Source organism: Mycobacteriales bacterium, from assembly GCA_035533475.1.
Taxonomy (GTDB): domain Bacteria; phylum Actinomycetota; class Actinomycetes; order DATLTS01; family DATLTS01; genus DATLTS01.
Genome location: DATLTS010000048.1, coordinates 127913 through 141102 on the forward strand (window position 1 = coordinate 127913; position 13190 = coordinate 141102).

Annotated in this window: 11 protein-coding genes; 5 read left to right on the plus strand and 6 right to left on the minus strand. The window is 70.6% G+C overall.

The annotated features are described in order from the left end of the window. Positions 1-55: 55 nt before the first annotated feature. Positions 56-1042, plus strand: a complete 987-nt coding sequence (gene rfbB / locus VNG13_12250; GenBank protein ID HVA61287.1) for a dTDP-glucose 4,6-dehydratase — start codon at positions 56-58, stop codon at positions 1040-1042. Then, positions 1039-1908, plus strand: coding sequence for a dTDP-4-dehydrorhamnose reductase (gene rfbD, locus VNG13_12255; GenBank protein ID HVA61288.1), 870 nt, complete (start codon positions 1039-1041; stop codon positions 1906-1908). The genes rfbB and rfbD overlap by 4 nt, the downstream gene beginning before the upstream one ends. Positions 1909-1930: 22 nt before the next feature. Here the strand turns inward: rfbD and VNG13_12260 are convergent, their stop codons facing one another. From VNG13_12260 to VNG13_12280, 5 genes are read right to left on the minus strand one after another with little or no spacing between them, the layout of a single operon-like run. Then, complete coding sequence (locus tag VNG13_12260; protein HVA61289.1) at positions 1931-3019, minus strand: glycosyltransferase family 1 protein; 1089 nt, start codon at positions 3017-3019, stop codon at positions 1931-1933. Continuing rightward, positions 3016-4557: a glycosyltransferase gene (locus VNG13_12265; protein ID HVA61290.1), complete on the minus strand. Its 1542-nt coding sequence runs from the start codon at positions 4555-4557 to the stop codon at positions 3016-3018. Before VNG13_12265 ends, VNG13_12260 begins: the two co-directional genes overlap by 4 nt. After that, positions 4554-5888, minus strand: coding sequence for a glycosyltransferase family 2 protein (locus tag VNG13_12270; protein ID HVA61291.1), 1335 nt, complete (start codon positions 5886-5888; stop codon positions 4554-4556). Before VNG13_12270 ends, VNG13_12265 begins: the two co-directional genes overlap by 4 nt. Continuing rightward, positions 5885-7072, minus strand: a complete 1188-nt coding sequence (locus tag VNG13_12275; protein ID HVA61292.1) for an ABC transporter ATP-binding protein — start codon at positions 7070-7072, stop codon at positions 5885-5887. Before VNG13_12275 ends, VNG13_12270 begins: the two co-directional genes overlap by 4 nt. Next, the gene (locus VNG13_12280) at positions 7073-7963 is read right to left on the minus strand and encodes an ABC transporter permease (GenBank protein ID HVA61293.1); all 891 of its coding nucleotides are present in this window, start codon (positions 7961-7963) and stop codon (positions 7073-7075) included. It abuts the gene before it with no gap. A 93-nt stretch (positions 7964-8056) separates the two neighbouring features. Here VNG13_12280 and VNG13_12285 point away from each other — a divergent pair, with 93 nt between their 5' ends. The 3 genes from VNG13_12285 to VNG13_12295 all read left to right on the plus strand — a co-directional run bounded on the left by VNG13_12285 (position 8057) and on the right by VNG13_12295 (position 12399). Continuing rightward, positions 8057-10144: a hypothetical protein gene (locus tag VNG13_12285; protein HVA61294.1), complete on the plus strand. Its 2088-nt coding sequence runs from the start codon at positions 8057-8059 to the stop codon at positions 10142-10144. Positions 10145-10323: 179 nt separating this feature from the next. Beyond that, a complete protein-coding gene (locus VNG13_12290) occupies positions 10324-11289 on the plus strand; it encodes a glycosyltransferase family 2 protein (protein HVA61295.1) in 966 nt (321 codons plus the stop codon). 12 nt (positions 11290-11301) lie between these two features. Beyond that, the gene (locus VNG13_12295; protein ID HVA61296.1) at positions 11302-12399 is read left to right on the plus strand and encodes a glycosyltransferase family 4 protein; all 1098 of its coding nucleotides are present in this window, start codon (positions 11302-11304) and stop codon (positions 12397-12399) included. Here the strand turns inward: VNG13_12295 and VNG13_12300 are convergent. After that, positions 12396-13106 carry a class I SAM-dependent methyltransferase gene (locus VNG13_12300; protein ID HVA61297.1) on the minus strand — a complete coding sequence of 237 codons (711 nt, stop codon included), beginning with the start codon at positions 13104-13106 and terminating at the stop codon, positions 12396-12398. The genes VNG13_12295 and VNG13_12300 overlap by 4 nt on opposite strands. Between the last annotated feature and the right edge of the window lie 84 nt (positions 13107-13190).

Consider the following 13190-nt stretch of genomic DNA (forward strand, 5'->3'; position numbering starts at 1 on the left):
AGGCGCCGGATGGCAAGATGGACAGACACCCGACCGGAGATCGAGGTCAGAGCGCATGCGGCTGTTCGTCACCGGCGGCGCCGGCTTCATCGGATCGAGCTACCTGCGCACCCTGCTCACCGGCGGGTACCCGGGCTACGAAGACGCCGAGGTCACGGTCTACGACAAGCTCACCTACGCCGGCAATCTGGCCAACCTGGCGCCGGTTGCCGACCGCCCGGGGTACCGGTTCGTCCAGGGCGACATCGTCGACGGCCCACTGCTCGACGAGCTATTGCCCGGCCACGACGCGGTCGTCAATTTCGCCGCGGAGACCCACGTCGACCGCTCCATCGTCGGCGCGGCGGACTTCGTCGTGACGAATGTGCTCGGCGCGCAGACCCTGTTCGACGCCTGCCTTCGGGCCGGGATCCCCCGGATCGTCCATGTCTCGACCGACGAGGTCTACGGCTCGATCCCGAAGGGGTCCTTCACCGAGACGGACCGGCTGGATCCCAACTCGCCGTACGCCGCGGCGAAGGCCGGCGGCGACCTGCTCGCCCGGGCCTACGCCGTGACCCACGGGCTCAACCTGTCGGTGACCAGGTGCACCAACAACTACGGCCCTTACCAGTTCCCGGAGAAGGTCATCCCGTTGTTCGTCACCAACCTGCTGGACGGTGCCAGGGTGCCCCTCTACGGCGATGGTCTCAACGTGCGGGACTGGTTGCATGTCGACGATCACTGCCGTGGGATCCAGATCGTCCTTGAGGCGGGCGCGGCCGGCGAGTACTACAACATCGGCGGTGGCGTCGAGCTGACCAACCGCGAGCTGACCGCACGACTTCTCGAGGCCTGCGGCCGGGACGACTCGTTCATCGACTACGTCGAGGATCGCAAGGGCCACGACCGGCGCTACTCCCTCGACGACAGCAAGCTACGGGAACTGGGCTACACGCCGGCCGTCGATTTCGAGACCGGCCTGGCCGAAACGATCGGCTGGTATCGGGAGCACGAGACTTGGTGGCGGCCACTCAAGGAGAAGGCAGCGCTCGGCTCGTGACCCGCTGGCTGGTCACCGGGGCGGGCGGGCAACTCGGCCGCGACGCTGTCTCTGCGCTGGGCGACCGGGATGTCGTCGCCTTGACCAGGGCGGAGCTCGATCTTGCCGATCCCGCGGCGGTGCATGATGCGGTGCTTGCCTTCCGGCCGGACGTCATCCTCAACACCGGCGCCTACACCGCCGTGGACGCCGCGGAGATCGACGAAGCGCGGGCCCACGCCGTCAACGCGGTGGGGCCACGTGCGTTGGCCGAGTCGGCGGAGCGGCTCGGCTCGGTCCTGATCCAGGTCTCGACCGACTACGTCTTCGCCGGCGATGCCGACCGGCCCTATCCCGAAGATGCCCCGACCGCACCTCGAAGCGCGTACGGCCGGACCAAGGCGGCCGGTGAGCGCGCGGTTCTGGAAACCTCGGCCCGGGCCTACGTGGTCCGCACCGCTTGGGTGTACGGAGCGGGCGGCGCGAACTTCGTTAAGACGATGGTCCGGTTGGAGCGGGAACGCTCCCGGGTCAGTGTCGTCGCCGACCAGCGCGGCTCGCCGACCTGGTCCTGGCAGCTGGCCCAAGGGCTGGTCGCGCTCGGCGAACTTCGGCCGGATCCCGGGATCTACCACTGCACCAACGCTGGCGAGACCAGCTGGCACGGACTCGCCCGCGCCGTCTTCGAAGAGCTGGGCGCGGATCCGGATCGGGTGGATGCGACCACGACGGCCGCCTTTCCGCGGCCGGCGCCGCGGCCGGCCTACAGCGTGCTCGCCGCTACCCGCTGGCAGGCCGCCGGGCTTGCGCCGATGCCCCCCTGGCGGGCGGCCCTGTCCCGGGCCTTCGCAACTGTCGGCGAGCAGCTAGGCGTGGGCGAGGCCTGACCGGGGCCGCGCGCAACCCCCGCTAGCCGTCGGCCCCGCCAGTCGCCACCCGGTATGCCCGCAGCGCCGCCTCCGCGCAGCGTCGCCAGGTGTAGCCGCGGGCATGGCCTCGCCGGGCCGGTGCCCCGATGGTTTGGTCGGCGGCCAACGTCTCCGCGAGCGCCCTCACCAGAGCGTCGGTGTCGCCGAGCGGCACGTAGCGGGCTTGACCCGCCAACACCTCCCGCAGCGCGGGGAGGTCGCTGACGACGACGGGCACCCCGCAGGCGAGCGCCTCCAGCGGCGGGATCCCGAAGCCTTCGTCGCGGGAGGGCAGCACGAGCGCCGAGGCGGCGGCGACGACGCCGACCAGATCGGCCTCGTCGAGGTAGCCGGCCCGGACGACGCGGTCGCCGTGCGGGCTGGGACCCCACCCGGCGGGCCCGACGAGGACCAGGGGCGGGGCATCGGCGAGTTCACGGTGCGCCGAGAGGAGCCAGGGCAGGTTCTTGCGCGGCTCCGGCGTCCCGACGAACAGCAGGTACCGCTCGGGCAGGCCATGCGCGGCCAACCACGCCGCGCTCGCCGGGCGCGGGTCGTCCAGCCACGGTCGGGACAGCCCGTTGGGGGTCACGACTACCCGACCCGGGTCGAGGGAGAACCGATCGGTGAGGGCGGTCGCCACCGTCCGGGTCGGCGCGCAGACGGCGCGCGCTCGGGCGAGACCGCGGGGGACGAGCACGCGGTAGGCGCGGCTGGCGCGCGCCACGGTGTCACCGTGGTCGAGGAACGCGAGATCGTGGACGGTGACCACCCCGGCCGCCGATCGGGTTGGGGGCAGCACGAAATTGGTCGCATGGAACACATCCACCGGACCGGTGAACCACTCCACGGCGGGCCGGCGGGCGTGGCGCCACGCGAGCCGGAGTGGCCGGGCCGGGGCCCGTCGACCCTGCCGGGTGCCGGTCCGGCTGAACTCGGCGAGCGGTCCGGCGCCCCGCCACGTGAAAGCGGTGAGGACGAGCTCCTCCGGCTCCCCCAACTCGGCCAGCCCGGAAAGCAGACCGGCGACGTGTCGCCCCACTCCGGTCCGGGCCCCGAGCAGCGGCGTCGCATCCAGGCCGAGTCTCACCGTGGGGTGAGCCCGAGGTCCGCGGCGATCGCCCGCCACCGGGCGGCGAAGGCTTCCTCGGAGAACTCCTCGGCGCGGATCCGGGCGGCCCGTGCCAGGCGCCGCTGGGCGACCGGGTCGCCCGCGACCTCGAGGGTGCGCGCGGCGAGTTCTCCGGCCGTGGTCCACCGGTAGCCCTCGACCCCGTCCCGGACGATCTCGCGCTGGCCGGCGCGGTCGATGACGATCGGGACGCAGCCGCCGCTCATTGCCTCGACCGTGGTGATGCCGAAGTGTTCGGACGTCCACGGCCGGCGCTCCTCGTCCTCGCCCAGCCCGGTTGCGGACCAGAAGATCGATGCGGAGGCCAGCAGCTCCTCGACCTCGGCCCGCGGGGCGTTCACCCGGATGTCCACGGGTAGCCCCCGGGCCGCGGCTTGGACCTGGTCGAGGTAGGGCTGCTGCGCCGGCTCGCAGCCGCCGATGATCCGCATCCGCCAGCCCCGCAGCCGCCCGCTCCCCACCAGCTCGCCGAAGAACCGGACCATCTCCAGCTGACGCTTCGAGTGGCCGAACTGGGGTCCGAAGAACCGGCCCACCGAGGCGATGACCGGTTCGCGCACCTCGGCCGGCTCGAGGGGGTCGAGCGCGATCGGTGGAAACAGCACGTCCGCGTCGACGTCCCAGCGACGTCGGATCCAGCCTCGGGTGTACTCGGAGTTGGCGAGCACCCGGTCGTAGGACGTCAGAAAGGACACGTTCGTCGGGTCCCGCAGCAACCAGGGGAGGCGGTAGCCGACCCACTGCCGCGGTGAGATGCGGTTGCCGATCCGCATCCGGCTGACGGCCACGCCCAAGGTCCGGTTGTCGGACGGTCCCGGGACCGTCGCTTCGCTGACCAGATGAACCGTGATCGGGCCCCGGTCGGCGACCCGAACCACCTGCCGGTTGAACTGCGGGCCGACCGGGAACGACGCCAGCTCCGCGCCGGCCTCGTCGACAACGCGCAAGATGGTCTCCGCCGGGAAGCCGACCCGGGCGAAGTCGGCGCGGATGACCGGGTCCGTTCCTTCCGGGATGACCAGGACGCCGTCCCCGCTCGTCCAGGTGTACGTGCGGCGGCGGCCGCCCTCCGCGGGGAACCATCCGATGCCGTGTTCGAACGGCATCTGCCATCCGCTGACCCGCGTCCCCACGCGCCGGATCAGCCAACGCTGAAGCCGGGTGAGGTCGTGGTCGGCCGGGGTCGGGAAGTAGCACAGGTAGACGTTGCGTTTGGCCCGCGCCGCGAGGCGGCTCATGTAGGAGGCGTTCACCAGCAGGTCGTAGTCCTCGGTCACGGCGGCCAGTCCAGCGTCGCCGCGCTCGGGCACGACCCGCAAGCGGACCCCCCGCAGATCCAGGCCGAGGTGCATCCCCAGATCGTCGAGGTCGACCTCGGCCGGACCGAGCAGGTCGACCTGCCAGCCGTCCTCGGCCAGCACCTGGGCCAGCCGGCCGCCGTGCCGCTCGCCGCCGCCCATGGACGCCCAGTAGCGGTTGTAGACGGCGGCCTTCACCGAGCGACCAACCATCGTTCCTGCAACCCCGAACGGGACTCGACCGCCGTCGCGGCGATCTGGCGGCGCCGGACCAGCATCCGCGGCAGCAGCCGGACGTAGGAGGCGAGCACGCTCCCGCGCAGCAGCAACCGGCCCAGGTCGGGGCGTCGCCCGCGCAGCGCCATCCGCAACGAGCGGACGATCATCGAGGCGGTGGTCAGCACGTACCGGGCGACCTCACGAGCGGCCAGTCCGAGCGTCGCGTTCTTGGTGAGCATGAGCAGACGGTTGCGGTCGACGTGAAAGAACCAGATCCTTGAGAACTCCCGGCTGGTCGCCGAGTGGTGGTGCCGCACGATTGCCTTCGGCGCGTACCGGACGTCCCATCCGGCCGTCCGGAGCCGCCAGGCCAGGTCAGTGTCCTCGTAGTAGAGGAAGAAGTCGTCGTCGAACCAGCCGACCGCGCGACCCGCTTCGGTCCGCAGGGCGAGCGCTGCCCCGCAGGCCGTGAACACGTCGGCCGGCTCGTCGAACTGTCCGGCGTCGATCTGTTGGTATCCCCGGTCCGCGCCGTAGCCGTCGGCGAACACGACGCCGCCGACGTTGTTCACGACGTCGACCGTCGGCGCGCCCGCGGGCAGCTCGAATTCCGCCGTCCCGACCTCCGGTCCCACGACCAGCTCCCGGCCGCCGAGCCGCACCGACTTGTCCCGCTCGGCCGCCCAGTCCACCCGCACCAACCAGGGCCCCTCGCCGTCCGGCACCGGGAGCAGCAGCTCCCCGGCCGGCCGGGTCCAGTGGAAGCGCTGGTCGCCCACGTGCTCGGGCCCGTAACTGGTGCGCTCCCAGAGCACCGCGTCGAGGACCGGCCGGCCGTCGACCGACAGCGCGTGAACCCGCACCCCGAGCTCGCGCGGATCGGCGCCGCCCGGCCGGAAGCCGGCCGTCTCCAGGGCCAGCGACACGAACCGGGGCAAGAACACGATCTTCGACGTGACCGCCGCGATCCGGTCGGCGCCCGGTGCGTCGAAGGGGGCCAGCAACGCCTCCAACCATCCGGGGTCGGCCACCGTGTCGCTGTTGAGCAGGACGGCAAACGGCGTCGTCACCTCGCGCAAAGCCAGGTTGTTGCCACCCGCGAAGCCGGTGTTCACCTGGCTTGCGATCACCCGGGCTTCGGGAAAGTCCCGGGCGAGCAGCTCGAGCGAGCCGTCGGTCGATGCGTTGTCGACTACCCACACGGCGACTTCGGCGGCGATGGTCTGCCGCCGCAACGCGTCGAGGCACGGACCGAGGAGCTGCTCGCCGTTGAAGTTGACGATGATGACGGTGGCACGCGGATCGCTCACCCCAGTGGGGTCGTCTTATGGGCGAACGGGACGTCGAAGATCCCGGCCGGTTGCGGCCCCTTGACGGTGAACGACAGCGGGAAGCGGTGACCGGCGACGGCCTTGTTCTCGACGTCGTAGATGCCGACCGCGGCGCCGAACGTGCCGTTCAGCGGCGGCATGCTCGGCGTGCTGAAGTCGATCGCCACCTTGCCCCGCTCGAGCCGGCCCATCTGGTCGGCCGGCAACTCCATCAGACAGATCGGGATGTCGCCCGCGCCCAGGATCGTGACCCACAGCTTGCCGGCCGGAACGAGTTCGGGGTCCACCACGTCGAGGACGAGGCGCAGGACGAACGGCTCGCCCGGGCGGAACGTCTCCACCGCGACGCCACCCGGCTCGTGGGACACCGTGACGTCGACGAACTCCAGCGAGGGACTGGTCGTGGTAGGCACGTCGACCGCCCCCATGCCGAGCAGCCCGCGCAAGACCCCGGTGGCGTAGATCGGGACGCCGTCGCAGACCAGCTGGCCGTGGTCGAGCACCAGCGCGCGGTTGCAGATCCGCTCCACCAGCTCCAGGCCGTGGGTGACGAACAGGATCGTGCGACCCTGGGTCTGGAACTCCTCGATCTTGCGCAGGCACTTTTCCTGGAAATGCTCGTCGCCGACCGCGAGCACCTCGTCGACGAGCAGGATGTCGGGGTCGACGTTGACCGCGACCGCGAAACCGAGCCGGACGTACATGCCGGACGAGTAGTGCTTGACCGAGTTGTCGATGAAGTCGCCGAGTTCGCTGAACTCCACGATGTCGTCGAAGACGCTGTCGACGTCGCGCCGGGACAGGCCGAGCAGGGACCCGTTGAGGTATACGTTGTCCCGTCCGGACAGCTCGCCGTTGAAGCCGGCCCCCAGTTCGAGCAGCGACGCGATCCGCCCGCCGACCTGCACCTGGCCGGTGGTCGGCTTGAGGATGCCGGCGAGAACCTTGAGCAGGGTGCTCTTGCCGGAACCGTTGGCGCCGATCAGCCCGACCGTCTCGCCGTGGTCGACCTCGATCGAGACGTCGCGCAGGGCCCAGAAGTCCTCCGAGCTGTGCTTGCGGCGCAGCGCGAGCTCCTTGAGGCTCGTCGCCCGGCTGTGGTAGCTGACGAATTTCTTGCTGACGCCGCGCGCGCTGATCGCGACCTCACCGGTGCCTCTCACCTACAGCTCCTCGGCAAAGTCGCCTTGGAGGCGGTGGAACACCCGGATCCCGAACAGCAGCAGCGCGATCGAAATCAGCAGGCAGAGCCCGCACTGCTCGAGGTACCACAGGTAACCGGGGGCGGCGAGGGTCATCGTGCGGGTCAGCGGCGCCCCGCCGCGCGCGATCTGGGTCGCTGACCCGGTGTTGGCGTAGATCGCCCGTTGGAAGGTCGCGACCACGGTGGCCATCGGATCCAGGAAGAATGCCCGGAACAGCAGCGACTTGTGATGAACGGCCCTGGCTACCTGGCCGGCCTGGTAGACGATCGGCGTCAGCCAGAACCAGGCCAGCATCGCCACTTCGAGGATGTGCTGAACGTCGCGGTAGCGGACGTTGAGCGCGGATACGAGCAGGCTCAGTGCGATCGCGAACGTGATGAGCACGGCGAACGCCGGGAGGACCAGGACGAGCTGCGGCCCCAGGAACTTGGTGTATCCGGCGATCAGCAGGGCGACCACGAACACGGTCATTTGCAGGACGTAGTGGACGAACGCGAAGCCGACCGAGGACAGCGGGAGCACCGGAAGCGAGAACCGGACCTTCTTGACCAGGTTGGCGTTCCCGCTCACCGAACCCACGGCGGTCATCACGGCACCGTTGAAGAAGTTCCAGGCCAGCAGTCCGGACATCAGGTAGACGACGAAGTCGGTGATCCCGCTACCGAGCGCGATGACGAAGACGAAGTAGTACACCCCCATGATCACAAGCGGATTCAGCATCGACCAGGCGAAGCCGAGGGTCGAGTCCTTGTACTTGATCTTCAAGTCCTTGCGGACCAGGCCGACAAGCAGCTCCCAGCGCAGCCGGCTCTGTGCCGACGCGCGAAGCTGCGCGGTGGTCGAGGCCACGTCGACTGCCTTCCACACTGGTCTGAGGGGTTGATCCAAGTCTACTGGCGCGCCCGCCCTTCCCCGTCCCGCGCCGGGTCCTATCCTCCGGGGGTGACCGCTGTTTCCGGGACCGGGACCGGGACCGCGCCGGCACCGAGGCCCGAGCCGGCCCGCCCGCCGGCGGGAGACCGGGCAGCCGGCACCGAACTCGAGCTGACCCTCGCCGAGGTGGTCGTCGTCGGCTTGACCATTGCGGTGGCCGTGTTCGCCTGGATGTCGCTGCTGCTGCTCGACAACCACGTGGGGCGGCTCGGCTGGGTGTCGCTCACGACGGTCGGCGCGCTCGGCCTGCTCTTCGCCATCGCCGCGCTGGGCGGGCGCCGGCCGCGGATCCGGCTGGACGCCGGTGGCCTCGTCGTCGTCGCCTTCGTCGGGCTGGTCGCCGGCGTGTTCTTCTTCCCGGGATTCGACTACGGGGCCACCGACAAGGATCCCGGCGCCTACGTGGCGATCGGCGCGGCCTTCGCCCACCACGCCTCGTACTCGTTCCCCGACACGTTGGCTCGGCACGTGCCGGGACTCGTCGTGCAGACGATCGGTACCCGCTTCCCAGCGATCTTCATCCAACCGCACAACCTCGTGGTGCCGCAGTTCTACCACCTGTGGCCGGCGCTGCTCGCGATGGCGAACGACGTCCACGGGCTGGGCCTCGAGGTGCAGGTGGCGCCGTTCATCGGCGTCCTCGCCGCGTGCACCTTCGTCCTGCTGCTCCGTCGGGCCGTGCCCGGGCGGGCTTCGCTGCCGACCGCGGCGGTCGGCGGGCTGCTGCTAGCCACCAACATGCTCGAGGTCTGGCAGGCGAAGTACCCGACCACCGAGATCCTCGCCCAACTGATTTTCTTGTCCCTGCTGCTCTGCCTGGTCGTGTCGGTGCGCACCGGGTGGCGACCGGCGGCCGGGCTGGCCGGGATGCTGCTGGGCATCGGGTGGCTCGAACGCGCCGACATGCTGCTCCCGGTGGCCGTCGCGGTCGGCGTGGGGGCCGCGCTGGTGGCGCTGCGTCGGTGGGACTCGCGCTGCTGGTGGTTCGCGGCCGGCCTCGGGGTCACCCTGCCGCACGCGCTGTGGCAGGCCTATGCCGGCGCCCGGGCGTACACCTTGGGCAACGGCGTCCCGCATCTGAGCGTCGTTGTCGCCGGAACGGTCGCGGCCTTCGCGCTGGCCCTCCTGGTTCGGGCCTTTCGCCGGGCATCCGAGCGGTTGCCGGTGGTGCTCGGCCGGCGGAGCTGGCAGTTCGGGCTCGGCTTCGCCCTGTGTGCCGTGGCCCTGGTCCTGCTGGTCGTCGGCTTCTTGCGTCCGGCGCTGTTCGGGGCCAACTACGGCTACTACGGGACCCGGCTGGTCCGGACCTACAACGAGCAGAACCTGCACCGCCTGTCCTGGTTCCTCACCCTGCCGGGGTTCGCGGTCGCCGGGCTCGGTCTCGCCCTGGTGGCCCTGCGTCCCTGGCGGGCCAGTCTCTGGCTGCCGATCGTGCCGTTCCTGCTGATCGCCCCGATCTACGTCTACGACTCCCGCAACTCCTCCCGGCTGATGTGGTGGGGGCGCCGCTACATCCCCGAGGTCGTGCCCGGGCTGATCCTGCTGATCGCGGTCGCCCTCGGCGCGGCGCTCGTCTGGCGCGGCCGCCGCGGCCGCTTGCTCGCGATCCCGGCCCTGGCGGTGATCGGCTTCCTGCTCGTGACCTACGTCGACCAGTCCCGGCCGCTGCGCCACCACAACGAGTTCGCCGGGTCGTTCCAGGTCAGCGCGGAGATCGCCGCCACGGCGGGCACCCGGACCGGGGTCTACCTCTTCGAGTTCCCCGCGGCCTTCCGCGGCTGCTGCGCCACTCCCGAATACCTGTTCGGCGGTGCGGTCTGGCTGGAGCGCAATCAGTACGCGGCGCTGCTGCCCACCGACCCGGCCGCGGACGGTGCGGCGGTCCGCCGGGTCGTGTCCGGCATGCCGTCCAACCCGGTGTTCGTGGTCTGGTCGGGCACCAGCGAACCCAGCCAGATCAACGGTGTCTCGCTCGTGCGTGTCCGGCACATCACCGCTGAACTGCCGATGTGGGAAGAGTCCTACATCCACCGGCCGAGCCGACCGCGGACGCCCGTCCTGATCGACTTCACCGTCTGGCATGTCGTCGGGACCTGACCGAGCCCGGTTAGGCGGCTGGGTGCCGAGTGTGCAATTTCCGACACGGGCCCACGCTTGGACGCCGGCAAGAGGCGTCGGAAATTGCACACTCGCGGCTGGTCACGCCGTATCGAGGGGTTCCTGGCGGGGGTTAGGCTTCGGCGTCGATGTCGCCCGCCCGAGGAGTTCGCGTACCGGTGAGTGTTCCCGAGCCGATGGACCCTGACTCGACCCGGGCTTTCAACCGCGCGGGCTGGGACGCGGAATCGGCGGACGGGCGGATCGACGCGACCATCGTGCTGCCCTGCTACAACGAGGAATTGCACGTCGTCGCCGAGCTCGAGCGGATCACCGCGGCCATGGACGCCAGCGGCTACCGCTACGAGTTGCTCGCGATCGACGACGCCTCGACCGACTCGACGGCGGCGCTGCTCGAGACGGCCGCCGCGAGCCATCCCCGGCTGCACGTGCGGCGCTTCCACCGCAACGGTGGCTCCGGCACCGCCCGGCGGATCGGTACCGCCGAGGCCCGTGGCGACATCGTCGTCTGGACCGATGCGGACATGACCTATCCGAACGAGCGGATCCCGGAGTTCATCCGCTACCTCGAGGACAACCCCGAGGTCGATCAGGTGGTCGGTGCCCGCAAGAGCGAGGAGGGCACCTACAAGCTGCTCCGGGTGCCGGCGAAGTGGGCGGTCCGCAAGCTCGCCGAGTTCCTGTCCGACACCCGGATCCCCGACCTGAACTCGGGGCTGCGCGCCTTCCGTCGGGAAGTGTCGCTGCCCTACCTGCGGCTCTTGCCGCCCGGCTTCTCCTGTGTCACGACGATCACGTTGGCTTTCCTGTCCAACCAGCACGACGTCCACTACGTGCCGATCGACTATGCCAAGCGGTCGGGGACGTCGAAGTTCCATTTCGTCCGGGACGCCTACCGCTACATCCTCCAGGTCCTGCGGATGATCATGTATTTCAATCCGCTAAAGGTGCTCATGCCGCTGGCGCTTTGGCTGCTCGGCATCGGGGTGGTCAAGGTGGTCTACGACCTGATCGCCCACCCGGTGCGAATCGCGATCAACACGCTCCTGCTCCTGATGACCGGGTTCATCCTCGCGGCCATCGCGCTGCTCGCCGACCTGATCGTGCGCTCCCGGTCGGAATGACGTCCGGACACCGTGCGCCTCGCGATCGTCGGGCCGACCTTCCCGTATAAGGGCGGCGCCGCCCGCCACGTCACCGAGCTGGCCCACCGGCTGACGGCGGCCGGGCACCAGGTCTGCATCGAGTCCTGGCGGGCCCAGTACCCGAGACGGCTCTACCCCGGCCGGCAGACCGTCGATGTGCCGGAGTTCCCGACGTTCCCCGCGAGCCGCCGCGACCTGGCCTGGTACCGGCCGGACGGCTGGTGGCGAGTCGGTCGGCGGCTGGCCGGCTCGGTCGATGCGGTCGTCCTTGCCGTCTACTCCCCGGTGCAGGTGCCGCCCTATCTCGGGCTCCTGGCCGGACTGGGCCGGGGCGTGCCGGTGGTCGCCCTCGTCAACAACGTGCTCCCGCACGAGCGCCGGCCGGTCGACGTGGCCCTGGTGCGGTGGCTGCTCGGCCGGGTGACGTCGGTGTTCGTGCACTCCGCCGAGCAGGCCGCCCTGGCCCGGACCCTGACCCGCCGCCCGGTCCGTTGGGCGCCGCTGGCCCCGCACCTACCCGTCCCGGCCCAGCCCCTGCCGATCCCCGACGAGCCGTTCCGCCGGCTGCTGTTCTTCGGTCTGGTCCGCCCCTACAAGGGCCTCGATGTCCTGCTCCGCGCGCTCGCGGCGGGGCCGCCCGACGTCCGGCTCCGGGTGGCCGGGGAGTTCTGGGGCGGAACGGCCGAAACCGAGGCGCTGGTCGTCGAACTCGGGCTTGGCGCCAGGGTGGACCTGTACCCGGGCTACGTCCCGTCCGAGGACCTGCCGACCCGGTTCGCGGAGGTCGACGCGTTGGTCCTCCCCTACCGCGCGGCGACCGCCTCGCAGAACGCCTGGATCGCCCACCAGTTCGGTGTTCCGGTGATCGCGACACGCGCCGGCGCGCTCGCCGATCCGGTCCGGGACGGCGTGGACGGGCTGGTCTGCGCTGCGGATGACGTGGCCGACCTCACCCGGGCGATCACCCTGTTCTACACCGACGGTGAGGCGCTCCGGCTGCGCTCCGCGGTCCGCCCGGTCGATCCAGAGCCGATCTGGCAGCGCTACCTAGCCACCCTGCTCGACGGCGCCGAACCCCCCGGCCGTTAGAGGTACTCGAACAGCCAGTGCACGCCCCCCCGGGCGTAGCCGAGCGGTCGAACCGATCGCCCGGTCCGTCGCAGCGACTCGAAAAGGGCGCGCATCTCGTGATCCCGGTCGGGGAGCTCGTCGAAGTAGACCAGCGTGCCCGGGGCGAGGTGCGGCTCGAGCCAGCCCAGCACGGTCGCGGCGCTGGAGTACAGATCACAGTCGATGTTGACGACCAGCTGGTCGTGCTCGGGCGGGACGAATCCGGGCAGCGTCTCGTCGAACCAGCCGGCCACGAAGGAGACTCGGGGATCGTCGATCCGTGGCGGCCCGCCGGTGCGGAAGTGACCGTGCGGCGTCCCCGGCCGCCAGTCCTCCGGCAACCCCTCGAAGCTGTCGAAACCGACGAATCGCGCGTCCGGGGCGGAGAGGTGTTCGGCCCACCAGCGGATCGAGCGGCCCTCGAACACGCCGAACTCCAGGTAGAGCGGGTGCGTACCGTGCACCCGGGACAGGGCGGCATCGAACAGGTCGAAGTCGCGGGGGACCGCCGTCGGCGACACCGTCGGTTGGCCGGCCAGCCACGCGCCGAGCTCCAGGTAGCTGAGCACCGAGCGCAGGTTGGCCAGGTGCCGGCTGCCCAGGTGGCGACCGGTCCGCATCAGGCCGGTGCGGAGCAGCGTCATGGGCGTGCGGCTGCCCCGGACACCCATGCTCTCGGTCCTCACGATCGACGGTCCCCCCGCACCGCGAGGAGCATAGGACCGGGGCCCGGGAGGTAACCTGCCGGGCGGCTGCCGCAGGCAGACCGG

Bases quoted from the DNA above. Each gene is read 5' to 3' on its own strand.
- rfbB (HVA61287.1), top strand. From the start codon at position 56: ATGCGGCTGTTCGTCACCGGCGGCGCCGGCTTCATCGGATCGAGCTAC.